Source organism: Actinoplanes sp. NPDC049598, from assembly GCF_040675435.1.
In the GTDB taxonomy this organism is placed as follows: Bacteria; Actinomycetota; Actinomycetes; order Mycobacteriales; family Micromonosporaceae; genus Actinoplanes.
Map to the genome: position 1 here is coordinate 186,267 of NZ_JBFAOX010000018.1, position 16,537 is coordinate 202,803.

A 16,537-nucleotide genomic window follows, 5' to 3' on the forward strand; every position below is an offset into this window, starting at 1 on the left:
CGCCCACGCCAGGCCACTCCGCGTCGCCCGCAACAAGTCGCTCCCGGGCGCCCTCAAGCTGTGCGACGGTTAGGTCCACGTCGTCCGCGGCCGGTACTTCGCCTTTTGGGCTGCCCCCGGCGGAAGACCCGCCAAAGGATTGCTGTTCGACGGTCCCCCGCTCGGCCACGGCCACACAGGGGTCGACCTCAGCGAAAGGGGAGGAAGGGCCGGTTCGGCGCGAGGATTTCGGGACCGCGACGGCGGCTTCCGCGGTCAGGACCGGCCCACCGTCAGCTCCCCCCGTGGGGGCCGAGGCGGGCGGGTCGACGCTGGACAGGTGGCGTGCTGAGGCGGGTGGGGGCGCGGGGGAAGGAGCTGGGGCGGAGGGGGCTGCTGCGCCGGGCCGGTGGGGGGCGCGGGTGGGGTCGGTGGCGGAGGGGGCCGGGGGCAGGGTGATCGGGCGGATGGTGACGCCGGGCATCCACATGGTGGCTTCCTTGGGGCGGGCGGCGGCGCCGCGGCCGCGGGCCAGGACTGTTACTTCGCGGCGGCGGAGGCGGCCGTGGCCGGCGCCCAGGCCCTCCCAGCGGGCGGCGACGACGCGCAGGGTGACGTCGGCGCCGGACCAGTCGCCGAACGGGACGAGGACGCTGCCCCGCTGCCGGGCCCGGGCGACCAGCCGGGAGGCGATCGAGCCGGAGACGCCGCCGGGGACCGCGGTGACGACCACATCGACGCCGTCGATCAGGGCGGCCACGACGGTGGGCCACTCCGGGCCGGGGTCGGGGACCAGGGCGAGCCGGTCCAGGGCCACGCCGCTTTCGGCGGCGGCGATCGCGCCCAGCGAGGGCACGCCGACCACCGCACACCACGACCCGGCCCGCGAGGCCTCGGCCAGCAGCGCCAGCAGCAGCGACGTCCCGCCCCCGGCGGTCGCCTCCCGCTCGGACGAACCGGAGCGCTCGGACGAACCGGAACGCTCGGACGAACCGGAACGCTCGTAAAGCCCGGAGCGCCCGGAAGACCCGGAACGCTCGTAAAGCCCGGAGCGCCCGGGAGGCCCGACCGAGACCGCGACGGTGCTCCCGCGCCGTAGCCCGCGCCCCGGCAGCAGGGTGCTCAGCTCGGGCACCACCGGCAGCATCCGGTGGGCGCCGCTCGCATCAATCTCCTCGGCGGCCCGAACCAGCTCGGCAAGGGCGGCCGCACCGCTGATCATGCGTCCCGCCATGTGTTGCCTCACTCTGTTGCGCACGTCCCGGCCGAACCAGCCCGATCACTCCGGTGGGCCCCGTTTGCCCGCCGGCGGCGGGCATGCGGATCTGAGCCGGGCCGGAGGCCGGGCTCTTCGGATCACTGTGGGGCTGAAGGTCAGGCGGCCAGGGGTGGCTGGTAGGTGAGACCCAGGGCGGACTCGACGACGGCCACGAACTGCTCGGCGGCTCGGAGGAGATCGTCGGCCTCGCGGGGGCTGACCACGCGGGGGATGCCGGCCTCGGCGGCGGCCCGCTTGCCGGCGCCCAGGGCGAAGTAGTTGGCCCACTCGCCGAACTCGGGGGCGACCAGGACCAGCAGGGACCACACGCTCGTCACGCGGCTGCGCCGGGTCGAGGTGGCCGGCCGGGCCCGGGCGGCGAGGACCGCGGCCGCGGCGCGCAGGGCGGCCAGGTGGGCCGCCGCGTAGCGCAGGCCGTCGGGGCTGGTGCGTGCCGCCTCGTCGAGGCCCTGCCGGGCGATGGTCACCAGTTGGGCAGGGGTGCGCTGCGGCAGCATGTGCGCCGGAACCGTGGGCGCCTCGGACCGGGCGGCCGCGGTGGGCGCGTGCGCCAGACCGGGCACCTGGGTGAGGGCCGGCACCGTGTTGCTCGCCATGTGTTTCTCCTCGCGTCTTCGCATCCGACGTGCTGGTCGAACCGATCCGCTGCGGAGGAAGACGCAGCAGCCTGTATAGCCGGCCGGGTGTGAAGCTTCCCCACACCACACCCGGCCGGACTTAACCGGCGGGTCCGTCGCCCGCCGCCCGGGGGTCGGGGGAAGCGGACGACGGCCCTGCCTGTCTGAAGGCGCCGGACCCGCGAATGCCCGGTGCCTCGCGCGCGACACTTCGCGGGTGCCGCGCACCGGGGGCCGAGCCGCGAAACTCTGCTCCCGGTGTTAGCCCGGATACCCGTTCGAACATCCGTTCTAACTAGGGAAAGACTAGCACTCGTGTACGACAAAAAAGCAACTCCGAGCGCGGGCAGCACTCATGTGTTGCGGCATCCGTCACACGGGAAGAACCCGGCAGGTGGGTCAGAGGAGCTTCTGAAAGGCCAGCTGGTTGTACGGGGAGTCGTCGTACGGCGGGATCTCCTGGTAGCCCGCGCTCCGATACAACGCGATGGCCTCCACCAGGCTGGAGTGCGTGCCCAACCGCAGCGTGGTGACGCCGTGGCCGGCCGCGTCGGTCTCCAGGGCGGTCAGCAGGCGGCGAGCCAGGCCCAGACCGCGGGCGGCGGGGCTCACCCACAGGTGGCGGATCTCGGCCGCACCGTCTGAAAACCGCTGCCACAGGCCGCAGCCGACGGGGGTTTCCTCCTCGGTGGCCAGCAGGAACGTGCCGTCGTGCAGGGTTCCGGGTGGCAGCAGGGCGCCGTCCGCGTCGTAGCCCTCGGGGAAGCGGGTGACCAGCTCCGACGCGTACGCCCGCAGGCAGGCTCTCGCCGCCGGCGAGGAGTCGGCGACCGGCGTGAGGGTGATCGCGGCGAGCCGCAACAGGCGGTGGATCTCGGCCTGGGCGCGCAGGAGGCGGTCGCGTTCGGGCGGTGTCAGTGGCGCGAGCAGGCCGGCGACGCTGGCGCGGGAGCGTTCCTCCAGGTCGGCGAGCGCGGTGCGGCCGGCCTCGGTCAGGGCGGCGGTACGGACGCGGGCGTCGCCGGGGCGCGGGGTGACGGTGACCAGGCCCTGGGTGCTCAGCGAGCGCAGCAGGCGGCTCAGGTAGCCCGAGTCGAGGCCGAGCCGGGCCCGCAGGTCGCGCAGGTCGGCCCCGGCGCCGATCTCGAACAGGAGGCGGGCCTCGCCGAACGGACGGTCCCCGCCGAGGTGGAGGACGCCGATGCGCCGCGTGTAGTAGCGGTTGAAGTCGCGCACGCGCTCGATCTCGTCCACCGGCCGAGCGTACCGAAAACCTCTGACTCAGGTCAGAGATTGCGGGACGAAGATTCGCCAGGGAGGATCCGAGCATGGACCGGATCGTCGTGATCACCGGAGCGAGCTCCGGCATCGGGCTGGCCGCGGCCGAGCAGTTCGCCCGGCAGGGCGATCAGGTCGTGCTCGTCGGGCGCACCGAGAGCAAGCTGGCCGCGGCCCGCAAGCGGGTGCACGCCGCGGGCCGGATCTACGCGCCCGATCCGTACAAGGAGCCGGACGTGCGACGGGCCGACTTCGAGGACCTGGACCAGGTACGCGACCTGGCCGCCGAACTGGCGGAGGCGTACCCCCGGATCGACGTCCTGGCCAGCAACGCCGGTGGCATGGTGGCCGAGCACCGGCTCACCCGGGACGGCTACGAGGCCACGATGCAGAGCAACCATCTGGCCCCGTTCCTGCTGGCCGGCCTGCTGCACGAGCGGATCGGGCGACTGGTGGTCACCGCGTCGCGGGCCCACATGCGCGGGAAACCCGGCCCGGCCGACCTCACCGGGAGGAACAGCTCCTGGCAGGCCTACAGCAAGGCGAAGGCCGCGAACATCCTCTTCGCCGCCGAGGCCGCACGGCGCTGGCCGGGCATCACCAGCGTCTCGTTCCATCCGGGCGTGGTGCGCAGCGACTTCGGGGCGGGCCGGGCGACCCGCTTCTTCTACCGGGTCGCCGGGCCGTTGCTGGTGTCCCCGGAGAAGGCCGGTGAGCAGCTCGTCTGGCTGGCCGACAACCCGGTCGTCAACGGGGCCTACTACGTGGGTCACCAGCCCCGGCAGCCGTCGCGGCACGCCGCCGACCCGGTCCGGGCCCGCGAGCTCTGGCAGGCCAGCGCGGAGGCCGTCGACCTGGGCGGATAACCGAAAAGCAGGAAACCGATAGCTTCTTCACGAGCCCCTCCCGCGCGGGCGGCGCGGGCCGTAGAAAGTGCTGGTGCCGAAGCTTCTCGCCGCGTTCAGCCTGATCGTCGTGACGGCACTGTGGACGTCCAACCTCGACACCGCGCCGGGCGGGATCGCGGCGGCGGGCCGGCTCGCGGCGCTCTGGTCGGCCGACCTGTTACTCCTTCAGGTGCTGCTCATGGCGCGCATCCCGTGGGTCGAGCGGGCGTACGGGCAGGACGCGCTCTCCCGGTGGCACCGGTGGGCCGGTTTCGGCTCGTTCGTCCTGCTCCTCGCGCATGTGGTTCTCGCCGTCACCGCGTACGCCCAACGAGGCCGCCTGCTGGCCACCCTGGCCCTGGAAAGCATGGTCCTGGCCGTGGCGGCCCTGGCCGCCCTGACGCTGGTGGTGATCACCTCGACGCGGTACCGGCGGCGCCGGCTGCGCTACGAGTCGTGGCATCTGCTGCACCTGTACGCCTACGCGGGCGTGGCCCTGGCCCTGCCGCATGTGCTGCTGCTCGGCAGCGACTTCCGGACTCCGGCGGCCAAGGCCTACTTCTGGAGCCTCTACCTGATCACGGCTGCGGCGGTGGTGGTGTTCCGCGTCGGCCTGCCGATCTGGCGGACGCTGCGGCACCGGCTTGTCGTCGAGGGGATCAAGACCGAGGCGCCGGGCCTGGTCTCGGTCCATCTGCGCGGGCGGCGGCTGGAGCGGCTGCCGGCGCGGGCCGGGCAGTACTTCGTGTGGCGTTTCCTCGACGGCCGGGCCGGGCTGCGCGGCAACCCGTTCTCGCTGTCCGGGCCGCCGCGCCGTGACTTCCTGCGGATCACGGTGAAGGCGGTCGGTGACGGCAGCGCCCGCGTCGCCACCCTGCGGCCGGGCACGCGGGTCCTGATCGAGGGGCCGTTCGGGCGGATGACCGCGGCCACCTACGCGGGCGGGCCGGTGACCATGCTGGCCTGCGGGGTCGGGGTGACCCCGCTGCTCGCGCTGCTGTGGGACCTGCCGTACGGACGGGACAAGGCCACGCTCGTCTACCGCACCCGGCACCCGCACGAGGTGGCGTTCCTGGAGGAGCTGGAGTGGCTGGCCGCCGAGCGCGGGGTGCGGCTGGTGCCGCTCGTCGGGCCGCGCGCCTCGGCCACGAGCTGGCTGCCGGCCGGCTACGCGGAGTACGACGACGCGCAGGCGCTGCGGGCGCTGGCGCCGGACATCGCGGGCCATGACGTCTATGTCTGCGGGCCCGACCCGTGGGCCGAGGCCGTCTTCCGGGCGGCCCGCGCCGTGGGGGTTCCCCCGGCCCGCCTGCACCGGGAGCGGTTCGGGTGGTGAGAATGGTGGGATGCAGGCACACCCGAACCTCACCGCCGCCTGATGCCGGTCACGCTGCACGTCTGGCGGGTCCCGGCCCGGCGGGTGGGTTCCGCCTTTCTCCACATGGCCCGTCGCCGCGTCCCGCCCGGTGTCACTTTCGCCAAGTTCCTCGGCACCTCCAGGGGCTTCCGCCCCACCGAGGCCGATTTGACCCGATACGCCGCGGTGACCGTGAGCGCCGAACCGGTGACGTTCAGCGAGTGGGATCGCCTGGCCGAGGAGCGGGCCCGGGTCGAGCTGAATCCGTTGCACAGCCGGGGCACCTGGTCGGGGCTCGAACCGTTTAAGACCGGCGATCGCGAGGAATCCCGCGGCATGATCCTGGCCCTGACCCGCGCCCGGCTCCGCCCGTCGCGGGCGCTGACGTTCTGGCGGGCGATCCCCCCGGTCGTCCGGGAGCTCGATGCGGCCCCCGGCCTGCTCGCCTACTTCGGCATGGGCGAGGCCCCGATCGGCTGGCAGGGCACCGTCAGCGTGTGGAGCGATGCGGCGGACCTGGCCCGGTTCGCGTACCGTCAGCCGGAACATCGCGCGGTGATCGCGCGGACGCCGGCCGCCCGGTGGTACGCCGAGGAGCTGTTCGCCCGGTTCGCCGTGCGGGAGATCAGCGGCGACCGGTCGGTGCTGGGCTGGCTGCCGGAGGATGTCGGAGCAGAGGACGGGACCGGACGATGAGGCTCGTTGCGTGGCAGCCGGACGACCTGCTGCGTCGGCTCGACGACGTGGTCAGCGTCTACGGCGAGGCGATGGGCTACCGCCAGGAGCTGCTGCAGACCCGCCGCGGTTACATCGGCGCGCACGTGCGCCGGGCCGGCTTCCGGGCCGTGGCCACCTTGACCACCGACGGCCGGCTGGCCGGCTTCGGCTACGGCTACACCTCGGGCCCCGGCCAGTGGTGGCACGATCAGGTCCGCTCAGGGCTGGACGACGGGGAGCGGCGGCGCTGGCTGGCCGACTGCTTCGAGGTGGTCGAGCTGCACGTACGGCCGGTCGCGCAGGGCCACGGCGTCGGCGCCCGGCAGCTGCGCGCGCTGCTCGCGATGGCCGAGGGCGAGACCGTGCTGCTCTCCACCCCCGAGGCGGACGAGCTCAAGTCGCGGGCCTGGCGGCTCTACCGCCGGTTCGGTTTCTCCGACGTGCTGCGCGACTTCCTGTTCCCGGGTGACGAGCGCAAGTTCGCGATCCTCGGCCGTGGGCTGCCGCTGGTCGAGCGCCCGGCCGAGGAAGCACCGGGCATCGTCGGCATCTGAATGCGACTCTCCTGGCTTCTGTTCGGCACGATCGTCCTGGTCCAGATCTGCTACCCGCTCACCAGCGGCGACACGCGGGCCGGGTTCACCGTGGCCACCGTGCTCATCGGTTACGTGCTGTCGGTCTCGCACGCGTACCTCACCCGCGGCCGGCGGGCCGCGCTCGCCCTGGTCGGGACGGCCACGCTGGGCGGCTTCGCGGTCGAGGCGCTCGGCGTGGCCACCAGCTTCCCCTTCGGGACGTACGACTACTCGGGCCAGCTCGGCCCGAAGCTGCTGGGCGTCCCCCTGATCATCCCGCTCGCCTGGACCTGGATGGCCTGGCCGGCCTGGCTGGCCGCGCAGCGCCTGCCCCGTTTCCGGGTGGCCGCGGCGGCGGTCGGGCTGGCCGCCTGGGATCTCTTCCTCGACCCGCAGATGGTGGCCGAGGGCTATTGGCGCTGGCAGTCGCCGACCCCCGCCCTGCCCGGTTTGGCCGGCATCCCGATCAGCAACTATCTCGGCTGGCTGGGCTTCGCGTTCGTGCTGATGACGGTGCTGTGGAAGACCGCCGGCGACGTCGAGCCCCGCCGCGAGGACGCGCCGATCCTGGCTCTCTGGTTCTGGACGTACGCTTCCTCCGTGCTCGCCCACGCGGTCTTTCTGGCCCTGCCCGGCTCCGCCGTCTGGGGCGGCGTGGTGATGGGCGCCGCCGTCCTGCCGGTGGCGTGGCTGCTGCGACCTGCGCATCGGCTGCCGCTGCGGCCCCGCTCATGATGATCTGGCTCGCGCTGCTGCCCTGGGCCGCGCTGACCGCGCACACGGCGGTGAACGCCGCCCTCCTGCGCCGCCTGCCACGCGACGCCGTCACCGGCGAGCGGGTCGCCCTGTTACTGCCCGTGCGCAACGAGGCGGCCCGGGTCACCGCCTGTCTCGAGTCGCTGATCGCGCAGCGTGGCGTGGCCGACCTGACGATCTACGTGCTGGACGACGGCTCGACCGATGGCACGGCCGAGCTCGTCCGCTCGATCGCCGGCGACAAGGTCGTGCTGCTCACCGGCGCTCCCCCGCCGCCGGGCCGGCTCGGCAAGCCGCACGCCTGCCAGCAGCTGGCCGACGCCGCGGCCGGGGCCGACGTCCTGTCGTTTGTGGACGCCGACGTCGTCCTCGCCCCCGACGCCGTGGCCGGGGCGGTGTCACTCCTCCGAAATGTCCGCATCGACCTCCTCTCCCCGTACCCGAAGATCACCGGGGCCGGGCGGCTGGTCCAGCCGCTGCTGCAGTGGTCGTGGCTGACGTTCCTGCCGCTGCGGGCCATGGAACGCTCCCGCCGGACCTCGCTCGCCGCGGCCGGCGGCCAGTGGCTGGTGATCGACAACGCGGCTTACCAGAAGGCCGGCGGTCATGCCGCGGTCGGCGCCGAGATCCTCGAGGACATCGAACTGGCCCGGTCGATCAAACGCGCCGGCGGCCGCATCGCCCTGGCCGACGGCTCGAAACACGCCACCTGCCGCATGTACGACACGTGGCGTGAGCTCGTCGACGGCTACGCCAAGTCACTCTGGAGATCCTTCGGTTCGCCTTTCGCCGCCGGCGCCGTCGTGGTCCTGCTGCTCTTGCTGTACGCGGCCCCGCCGCTCACCACCGCAGTCCTGGCGCTGGCCGGCTCCTGGCGCGCCGCGGTGGTCGCCCTCACCGCGTACGTCCTGGGTGTGCTCGGAAGAGTGGTCGCGGCCGCCGCGACCGGCGGCCGCAGCTGGCCCGACGCCCTGGCCCAGCCCGCCTCGATCGCCGTCTTCGGGTGGCTGATCGCCCTCTCGTTCCACCGCCGCCGACGAGGCGTCCTGACCTGGCGAGGCCGATCGATATGAGCACCATCGTCGTCATCGGGGCCGGTGTCGGCGGCCTGACCGCGGCCGTCCGGCTGGCCTCGGCCGGTCACGACGTCACCGTTCTGGAGCGGTCGGGCTCGCTCGGCGGCAAGCTCGGCGTGTACGAGCGCGACGGCTTCCGCTTCGACACCGGGCCGAGCCTGCTGACCCTGCCGCAGGTGTTCACCGAGCTGGAGCTCGAGCCGGTGAAGCTCGACCCGGTGGTCCGCCACGTGTTCGCCGACGGCACGGTGCTCGACTCGTCGTCCGACCACGAGGTCTTCCTGTCGCGCATCGCGGAGACGCTCGGCCCCGGGGCGGCCGCCGACTGGGACCGCTTCTGGCAGCGCGCGGCCCGGATCTGGAACGCGTCCTGGCGCTCGGTGCTGCGCCGGCCGGTCACCCCGGCGTCGCTGCTGGGCCTGACGTGGCGGGTCCGCGACCTGGCGGCCATCGCGCCGGGGGTCACCCTGCGCGGCCTGGGCCACCGCTACCTGCGCGACCCGCGGCTGCGCATGATGCTCGACCGCTACGCGACCTACACCGGCGCCGACCCGCGCCGGGCCCCGGCCGCCCACGCCGCGGTCCCCTACGCGGAGCTGGCCTTCGGCGGCTGGTATCTCCCGGGCGGCCTCGGCACGATCGCCACCGCCCTGGCCGGCCGCTGCGCCGCCCTGGGCGTACGGATCGTCCGCAACGCCCCGGTCACGAGCATCGAGACCACGGACGGACGGGTCAGCGGCGTCCGCCTGAGCGACGACCGTCTGCCGGCCGACGTCGTCGTGTCCAACGTGGACGCGCTCACCGTCTACCGGGACCTGCTGCCCACGCCGGGGCGGCTGGCCGGGCTCACCGACCGGAGCCTGGCCGGCTTCGTGATGCTGCTCGGGGTGCGGGGTGAGACGCCGTCGCTGGCTCATCACAACGTGTTCTTCCCGAGCCACTACGACGCCGAGTTCGACGCCATCTTCGGCTCGGCCTCCCGCCGGGCCCGGCCCGCCTCCGACCCCACGATCTTCGTGACCCGGGCCGCCGACCCCTCGGTGCACCCGGACGGCGCCGAAGCCTGGTTCGTGCTGATCAACGCGCCCGCGCACGGCACCGGATGGGCGGCGGTCGACTGGCGACAGCCGGGGCTCGCCGAGGCGTACGGCACGCACGTCCTCGACCTGCTGGCCCGCCGCGGCCTGGACGTGCGCGACCGGCTGTTGTTCACCGAGACCCGCACCCCGGCCGACCTGGCCACCGCGACCGCCGCCCCCGGCGGCGCCATCTACGGCACCGCGGGCAGCCTGATGCGCCCGGTCAACCACGGCCCGGTCGACGGCCTCTACCTGGTCGGCGGCTCCGTCCACCCGGGCGGCGGCCTGCCGATGGTCACCCTCTCGGCCCAGATGGTGGCCGACGAGATCGGCCCGGCGACCGGGGATCGTCGCTAGACCGGCCGCGGGCGACGCTGGTCAGACGCCGAGCAGCGACCGATAGCGCTCGATGTCGTCCGGCGAGGAAGAGACGCAGCCGATGTAGTTGTCGGGCCGAACCAGGAACAGGGTGGGCTCGTGGACGTCGTAGATGTCCAGGATCGCGGGGTCGTCGATGCGGTGGGCGCCGGCCGGCAGGTCACCGGTCCAGGCGAAGGCCAGCAGGGTGAACCGCGGGCCGCGCAGCAGGTCGAAGATCGGGCCGGGGGCGCGGTCGCCGGCCTGGACCAGGCCCGGGGTGGCCCGGTGGTCCTGCGACAGGGAGCTGTCGCGGTAGTTGAGCGAGAGCTGGCGCAGCTCCGGGTCGTCGCGGCGCATCGAGGCGGTGCGGTGCAGGCGCGTGGAGATGCCCAGCACGCCGGCCGCGACCGGGAGGCGCTCCTCCTCGTACGTGTCGAGAAGCTTGTCCGAGCCCACGGCGATCTTCCAGCCCAGGTTGTACGCGTCCTGAATGCCGGTGTTGAGGCCCTGGCCACCGGTCGGCGGGTGCACGTGCGCGGCGTCGCCGGCCAGGAAGACGTCGCCGGCGCGGTAGCGGGAGACCATGCGGATGTTGGGCCGGTAGAGCGACCGCCAGCCCACGTGGACGAGCTCGAGGCCGGCCGAGGCGACCAGATCCTCGAGCGATTCGCCGACCATCGAGGTGGTCAGCTGGTAGTCGTCGGTGCCGGGCAGCGGGCACAGGCCGAGCCGAACCGTCCGGCCCTCGCCGGGCCAGATGTGCCAGTTGTCGCGGTCGAGGCCGCGGACGCGCACGTCGGCCACGACAAGTTGCTCGGTCTCGAACGTGTCACCCTCGAAAGGCACACCCAGGGCCTTGCGGACGGTGCTGCGGCCGCCGTCCGCTCCCACGACGTAGCGGGCGGCGATCGTCTCGCCGGTGTCCAGGGTGACGCGTACGCCGTCCTCGTCCTGCGTGAGGGCGGTGACGCCGGCGCCCAGCTCGACCGGGACGCCCTCGGCCAGCAATTCGGAGGTACGCCATTGCGGCTGCATGAGCCCGTTCGGCCACGGGACGGCCGGGGTCGGGTCGCGCGGCTCGTCCATGTGGCGGGTCATCGTGTCGCCGCCGGGCAGATGGATCAGCAGCGGCGGGTACGCGCCGCCGGTGGCCAGGAAGCGGTCGGCGAGCCCGAGGTCGTCGAGGACCTCGAGCGTGCGCGGCTGCAGGCCCTTGCCCCGTGAGCCGTCGAAGAGCTTGGGCGACTTGTCGAGGATGCGGAACGGGACGCCGTGGCGCTGCAGGACGCGGGCGAGGGTGAGGCCGGTCGGCCCGGCGCCGACGATTACAGTGAATTTAGATTCAGTGAACATGAATTCACCGTAGGGCCGCTGATAGCCTCCGTCAAGTGACAGGTGTTCGACAGCAGATGGCGGCGCAGACCGAGGCCGAGCTCAAGGCGGCGGCCGTCCGCGTCTTCGAGCGCGTGGGCTACCTGAACGCCAAGATCACTGACATCACGGCCGAGGCCGGGCGGGCCACCGGGTCGTTCTACAAGCACTTCGCGAGCAAGGAGCAGCTGCTCCAGGCGCTGCTGACCGACCTGCTGGCCGAGAGCGACGTCAGCGCCTCGATGCCCGAGCACAAGAGCGACTTCGCCGACCGGGAAGCGGTCCGCTACCACGTCGTGGCCTACTGGGAGTTCTACCGGCGGCACCGAACGGTCCTGAACGCGCTTCAGCAGGCGGCCATCGTCGACGCGTCGTTCGCCCGCATCGTCGACGAGATGATGGAGCCCGACCAGCACCACCTGGCCGAACACCTGTCCGGCCTCGACCTGCCGGGCCCCCCGCTGGTGGTCGCCTCGATGCTCGCACCGCTGCTCCAGGGCTTCGCCGCCGCCTGGTTCGGCAAGATTCCGGACGAGGACGCCATCGACACGCTGACCACGTTCGTTCATCGCGGAGTAGGCGGGGCCTAGCAACCTCGCTCGCCGGTCGCCGATCGGGCCCAGGCTGAGAAAATGCCGAAGGCCGGGCACGTCGTTGTGCCCGGCCTTCGCGATCAGCCCGTTAGTTGCTGTTGCGCAGGGCCTTGCGGTAGTCGCTGTTCAGGCGGCCGATCAGGTGCAGCGGGATGCCCTTGGGGCAGACCTCGGCGCACTCGCCCATGTTGGTGCAGCCGCCGAAACCGGCGTCGTCCTGCGCCTGCAGCATGTCGACGACGCGGGTGTCACGCTCGGGCTGGCCCTGCGGCAGCAGACCCAGGTGGGCGACCTTGGCCGCGGTGAACAGCATCGACGAGCCGTTCGGGCAGGCCGCGACGCAGGCGCCGCAGGCGATGCAGGTGGCCGCCTCGAACGCCAGGTCGGCGTCCTTCTTGGGCACCGGCGTGGCGTGCGCGTCGGGGGCCGTGCCGGTCGGCGCCGTGATGTAGCCGCCGGCCTGGATGATCTTGTCGAAGGCGCTGCGGTCGACGACCAGGTCCTTGATCACCGGGAACGCGGCGGCCCGCCACGGCTCCACGTCGATCACGTCGCCGTCCTTGAAGTGCCGCATGTGCAGCTGGCAGGTGGTCGTCGCCTTCTCGGGGCCGTGGGCCACGCCGTCGATCACCATGCTGCACATGCCGCAGATGCCCTCGCGGCAGTCGTGGTCGAACGCGATCGGGTCGTCGCCTTCAAGGATCAGCGTCTCGTTGAGGACGTCCAGCATCTCCAGGAAGCTGGCGTCGGCCGAGATGCCCTTCACGTCGTACGTGACCATCCGGCCGTCGGCGCCGGCGTCGGGCTGACGCCAGACCCTTACCTTGATGTCCATTACTTGTAGCTCCGCGTGCTCGGGTGGACGTACTCGAATTCGAGCTGTTCCTTGTGCAGGGTCGGCTTGCCGGCGTCACCGGCGGCGTACTCCCAGGCCGCGACGTAGCTGAACTGGTCGTCGTGGCGCAACGCCTCGCCGTCCGGGGTCTGGCTCTCGGCCCGGAAGTGGCCGCCGCAGGACTCGCGGCGGTGCAGTGCGTCGATGCACATCAGCTCGGCCAGCTCGAAGAAGTCGGCCACCCGGCCGGCCTTCTCCAGGTTCTGGTTGAGCTGCTCGCCGGTGCCGGGCACCTTCACCCGGGTCCAGAACTCCTCGCGCAGGCTGCGGATGAGGCCGATGGCCTTGGTCAGGCCCTCCTCCGTGCGCTCCATGCCGCAGTACTCCCACATGATGTGGCCGAGCTCGCGGTGGAACGAGTCCACGGTGCGGTCGCCGTTGATCGACAGGAACTTGGCGATCCGGTCCTCGACGGCCTTCCGGGCTTTTTTAACTTCTTCGTGATCCTGGGAGACCTTCTCGAACGGGCCGGCCGCCAGGTAGTTGCCCAGGGTCGTCGGCAGCACGAAGTAGCCGTCACCCAGGCCCTGCATCAGCGCGGACGCGCCGAGACGGTTGGCGCCGTGGTCGGAGAAGTTGGCCTCGCCGACCACGAACAGACCGGGGATCGTCGACTGCAGGTCGTAGTCGACCCACAGACCGCCCATCGTGTAGTGCACGGCGGGGTAGATGCGCATCGGGGTCTCGTACGGGTCCTCGCCGGTGATCCGGGCGTACATCTCGAAGAGGTTGCCGTACTTGGCCTCGACGGCCTTCTTGCCGAGCCGCTTGATCGCGTCGGCGAAGTCCAGGTAGACACCGAGCCCGCCGGGGCCGACGCCGCGGCCCTCGTCGCACACGTTCTTGGCCGCGCGGGACGCGATGTCACGCGGGACCAGGTTGCCGAACGAGGGGTAGATCCGCTCCAGGTAGTAGTCGCGGTCCTCCTCGGCGATCTGGCCGGCCGGCTTCTGGCAGTCCTCGGCCCGCTTGGGCACCCACACCCGGCCGTCGTTGCGCAGCGACTCGCTCATCAGCGTGAGCTTGCTCTGGTGCGTGCCGGACTCGGGGATGCAGGTCGGGTGGATCTGCGTGTAGCAGGGGTTCGCGAACAGCGCGCCCTTACGGTGCGCCCGCCACGACGCCGTGACGTTGCAGCCCTTGGCGTTGGTCGAGAGGAAGAAGACGTTGCCGTAACCGCCCGAGGCGAGCACGACGGCGTCCGCCATCTCGGTGGTGATCTCGCCGGTGACCATGTCGCGGACCACGATGCCCCGCGCCTTGCCCTCGACGATGATCAGCTCGAGCATCTCGTGCCGGGCGTTCATCTCGATGTTGCCCAGGCCGATCTGCCGCTCCATCGCCTGGTAGGCGCCGAGCAGCAGCTGCTGACCGGTTTGGCCCCGGGCGTAGAACGTGCGGGACACCTGGGTGCCGCCGAACGAGCGGTTGTCGAGCAGGCCGCCGTACTCGCGGGCGAACGGGACGCCCTGGGCCACACACTGGTCGATGATGTTCACCGACACCGTGGCCAGGCGGTACACGTTCGACTCGCGGGCGCGGAAGTCGCCGCCCTTGACCGTGTCGTAGAACAGCCGGTAGATCGAGTCGCCGTCGTTGCGGTAGTTCTTGGCGGCGTTGATGCCACCCTGCGCGGCGATCGAGTGCGCCCGGCGCGGGCTGTCCTGGTAGCAGTACGACTTGACGTGGTAACCGGCCTCGGCCAGGGTCGCCGCCGCCGAGCCGCCGGCCAGGCCGGTGCCGACCACGATGACGGTCAGCTTGCGGCGGTTGGCCGGGTTGACCAGCTTGGCGGAGAACTGCCGGCGCTCCCAGCGGGTCTCGATCGGCCCGTCCGGCGCGGCGGTGTCGGCGATCGGGTCGCCGTCGTTCCAGAAGTCACTCATGATCAATCCACCAATCCGACCAACACGGCGAACGGCACCGACAGGTAGCCGACGACCAGCACCACGGAGATGACCAGGGCGGTCGCCCGGGCGATCCGCTCACCCTTGGCGGTCTGCTGGCCCAGCGTCCGTACGGCGCTCCACAGCCCGTGCCGCAGGTGGAAGCCGACGGCCACGATGGACAGCGTGTAGAACAAGGTCACGTACCAGCGCGACGGCGCGAAGTCCTCGGCGACGTTGCGGTAGACCTCACCGTGCACGCCGTGCGGGTTCAGGTTCAGCGTGGTCAGGTCCAGGATGTGGTAGATCACGAAGAGCAGGATGATCACACCACCCCAGCGCATCGTGCGGGCCGCGTAACTGCCCTGCACCTTCGGCCGGTGCGCGTACTTGACCGGGCGGGCCTGCCGGGCCCGCTTGGCCAGGATGGTGGCCGCCACGATGTGCCCGACGACCGCGAGGGTGAGCACACCCCGCTGGATGTAGAGGTACCACGCCTCCGGCAGCAGCGGCGTGCCGATGGTCCGCAGCCAGTGCGCGTAGTGGTCGAAGGTCTCCGCACCGAAGAAGATCTTCAGGTTGCCGATCATGTGCACGAACAGGAACAGCACCAACAGGATGCCGGTGCCCGCCATGATGAATTTGAGGGCGACCGAGGAGCGTCGCCGCGCCTTGTCAGCCGGAGCCGGGGCCTTCGCGGCCGCCGCCTTCCGGGTCGTCGTCGTATCTACCGCCACACTCTCAGAAGGTAGGAACCTCGGCGCGATTCGTCTAATGCATGATCCACGCAGTCATCATAGAGATAAGCTATCGAGGTGCAGCTGCAGCAGCTTCGCTACTTTCTCGCAGTCGAACAAACCCGGCATTTCACCCAAGCGGCGGACAATCTGGGCGTCTCCCAGCCGACTCTCAGTAAGCAAATTCACACGCTCGAACAGACCCTCGGAGCGCCCCTCTTCGAACGCATCCGCGGAGCGGTGACCCTGACCGCGGCCGGGCACACGCTTCTGCCGATGGCCCAGAGGATGGTGGCGGACGCCGACGCCGCCCAGGAAGCGGTCGCCGACATCGTCGGCCTCCGCCGCGGCGAAGTCCGGCTCGGCGCGACCCCCAGCCTCTGCTCGTCCCTGGTCCCGGAGGTGCTGCGCACCTTCCGAACGGCCCACCCCGACATCCAGCTGTACGTCAACGAGGGCGGCTCCCAGGACCTGATCGAAAACCTGCACGCGCACACGCTCGACCTGGCCCTCATCGTGCAACCCGAAGAGGGAGTGGACGAGGCGCTGACGGCGACCCCGGTGCTGAGGGAAAGCCTGGTGGTGGCGTCGGTGGCGGACGGGCCGGCGCCGACCGTCCACGCGCAGATCGGGTTGTCCGAGCTCGAACACACGCCGCTGGTGATGTTCCGGGCCGGGTACGACATTCGCGGGGTGACGTTGGACGCTTGCCGCAAAGCGGGGTTCACGCCGAAGTTCGCCGTCGAAGGGGGTGAGATGGACGCTGTGCTGGCCTTCGTGGAGGCGGGGCTGGGAGTGGCGCTGGTGCCGAGCATGGTGCTGGCCAATCGGCCGCTGCTTCGCGCTACACCGCTGGCGCCTCCCGGGATGCGGCGGACCATCGCGCTTGCCCATCGGAAGAGGTCGGTCCTGCCGCATGCGGCTGAGGCTCTTCGGGGGACGTTGCTTGAGCATGTTGCTACTCAGCAGTTGCCTGTGGGGGTGCGTCCGTTGTAGGCCGTCGGTTTCTTACTGGGGGACGGTTGTGGGGATGGGGTGACCACTCGGGGGGGGGGGGGGGCGGGTGGTGGCGAGAGTGGGGAACCCCACCCCACC

The 16,537-nt window shown here is 71.7% G+C and carries 15 protein-coding genes and 2 pseudogenes; 9 read left to right on the forward strand and 8 right to left on the reverse strand.

Annotated elements, in window-relative coordinates; all coding sequences use genetic code 11:
• Positions 1-454 precede the first annotated feature (454 nt).
• The 4 genes and pseudogenes from AB0J66_RS34205 to AB0J66_RS34220 all read right to left on the reverse strand — a co-directional run.
• Positions 455-901: pseudogene (locus AB0J66_RS34205) on the reverse strand (hypothetical protein); the annotation flags it as partial.
• Between the two features lie 123 nt (positions 902-1,024).
• Positions 1,025-1,213, reverse strand: a pseudogene (locus tag AB0J66_RS34210) (hypothetical protein); the annotation flags it as partial.
• A 140-nt stretch (positions 1,214-1,353) separates the two neighbouring features.
• Positions 1,354-1,854 carry an SAV_6107 family HEPN domain-containing protein gene (locus AB0J66_RS34215; RefSeq protein ID WP_364669661.1) on the reverse strand — a complete coding sequence of 167 codons (501 nt, stop codon included), beginning with the start codon at positions 1,852-1,854 and terminating at the stop codon, positions 1,354-1,356.
• 420 nt (positions 1,855-2,274) lie between these two features.
• Entirely contained in the window at positions 2,275-3,129 is an 855-nt protein-coding gene (locus AB0J66_RS34220) for a helix-turn-helix domain-containing GNAT family N-acetyltransferase (RefSeq protein ID WP_364669664.1), read from the reverse strand.
• A 74-nt stretch (positions 3,130-3,203) separates the two neighbouring features.
• On the opposite strand from AB0J66_RS34220, the gene AB0J66_RS34225 reads away from it, so the two are divergent.
• From AB0J66_RS34225 to crtI, 7 genes are all read left to right on the forward strand, one after another.
• Positions 3,204-4,019: an SDR family NAD(P)-dependent oxidoreductase gene (locus tag AB0J66_RS34225; RefSeq protein ID WP_364669666.1), complete on the forward strand. Its 816-nt coding sequence runs from the start codon at positions 3,204-3,206 to the stop codon at positions 4,017-4,019.
• A 73-nt stretch (positions 4,020-4,092) separates the two neighbouring features.
• Complete coding sequence (locus AB0J66_RS34230) at positions 4,093-5,376, forward strand: ferric reductase-like transmembrane domain-containing protein (protein WP_364669668.1); 1,284 nt, start codon at positions 4,093-4,095, stop codon at positions 5,374-5,376.
• Positions 5,377-5,418: 42 nt separating this feature from the next.
• Positions 5,419-6,093 carry a monooxygenase gene (locus AB0J66_RS34235; protein WP_364669671.1) on the forward strand — a complete coding sequence of 225 codons (675 nt, stop codon included), beginning with the start codon at positions 5,419-5,421 and terminating at the stop codon, positions 6,091-6,093.
• Positions 6,090-6,668: a GNAT family N-acetyltransferase gene (locus AB0J66_RS34240; RefSeq protein WP_364669674.1), complete on the forward strand. Its 579-nt coding sequence runs from the start codon at positions 6,090-6,092 to the stop codon at positions 6,666-6,668. Before AB0J66_RS34235 ends, AB0J66_RS34240 begins: the two co-directional genes overlap by 4 nt.
• Entirely contained in the window at positions 6,669-7,424 is a 756-nt protein-coding gene (locus tag AB0J66_RS34245; RefSeq protein WP_364669677.1) for a carotenoid biosynthesis protein, read from the forward strand.
• The gene (locus tag AB0J66_RS34250; protein WP_364669679.1) at positions 7,421-8,518 is read left to right on the forward strand and encodes a glycosyltransferase; all 1,098 of its coding nucleotides are present in this window, start codon (positions 7,421-7,423) and stop codon (positions 8,516-8,518) included. The genes AB0J66_RS34245 and AB0J66_RS34250 overlap by 4 nt, the downstream gene beginning before the upstream one ends.
• Positions 8,515-9,957 carry a phytoene desaturase family protein gene (crtI, locus tag AB0J66_RS34255; protein ID WP_364669682.1) on the forward strand — a complete coding sequence of 481 codons (1,443 nt, stop codon included), beginning with the start codon at positions 8,515-8,517 and terminating at the stop codon, positions 9,955-9,957. The genes AB0J66_RS34250 and crtI overlap by 4 nt, the downstream gene beginning before the upstream one ends.
• Positions 9,958-9,978: 21 nt before the next feature.
• On the opposite strand, the gene AB0J66_RS34260 is transcribed toward crtI, so the two are convergent.
• Positions 9,979-11,313, reverse strand: coding sequence for an FAD-dependent monooxygenase (locus AB0J66_RS34260; protein ID WP_364669685.1), 1,335 nt, complete (start codon positions 11,311-11,313; stop codon positions 9,979-9,981).
• A 35-nt stretch (positions 11,314-11,348) separates the two neighbouring features.
• Between AB0J66_RS34260 and AB0J66_RS34265 the strand changes: the two genes are divergently transcribed.
• A complete protein-coding gene (locus AB0J66_RS34265) occupies positions 11,349-11,921 on the forward strand; it encodes a TetR/AcrR family transcriptional regulator (protein ID WP_364669687.1) in 573 nt (190 codons plus the stop codon).
• Between the two features lie 91 nt (positions 11,922-12,012).
• Here AB0J66_RS34265 and AB0J66_RS34270 read toward each other — a convergent pair whose 3' ends face one another.
• Genes AB0J66_RS34270 through AB0J66_RS34280 form a run of 3 tightly spaced genes read right to left on the reverse strand, consistent with a single transcriptional unit; the run spans position 12,013 to position 15,442 of the window.
• Positions 12,013-12,759, reverse strand: coding sequence for a succinate dehydrogenase/fumarate reductase iron-sulfur subunit (locus tag AB0J66_RS34270; protein WP_364669689.1), 747 nt, complete (start codon positions 12,757-12,759; stop codon positions 12,013-12,015).
• Entirely contained in the window at positions 12,759-14,705 is a 1,947-nt protein-coding gene (locus AB0J66_RS34275; protein ID WP_364669692.1) for a fumarate reductase/succinate dehydrogenase flavoprotein subunit, read from the reverse strand. Before AB0J66_RS34275 ends, AB0J66_RS34270 begins: the two co-directional genes overlap by 1 nt.
• 2 nt (positions 14,706-14,707) lie before the next feature.
• Positions 14,708-15,442, reverse strand: a complete 735-nt coding sequence (locus AB0J66_RS34280) for a succinate dehydrogenase cytochrome b subunit (protein ID WP_364669695.1) — start codon at positions 15,440-15,442, stop codon at positions 14,708-14,710.
• Positions 15,443-15,514: 72 nt separating this feature from the next.
• On the opposite strand from AB0J66_RS34280, the gene AB0J66_RS34285 reads away from it, so the two are divergent.
• Complete coding sequence (locus tag AB0J66_RS34285) at positions 15,515-16,438, forward strand: LysR family transcriptional regulator (RefSeq protein ID WP_364669731.1); 924 nt, start codon at positions 15,515-15,517, stop codon at positions 16,436-16,438.
• The last annotated feature ends 99 nt before the right edge of the window (positions 16,439-16,537 follow it).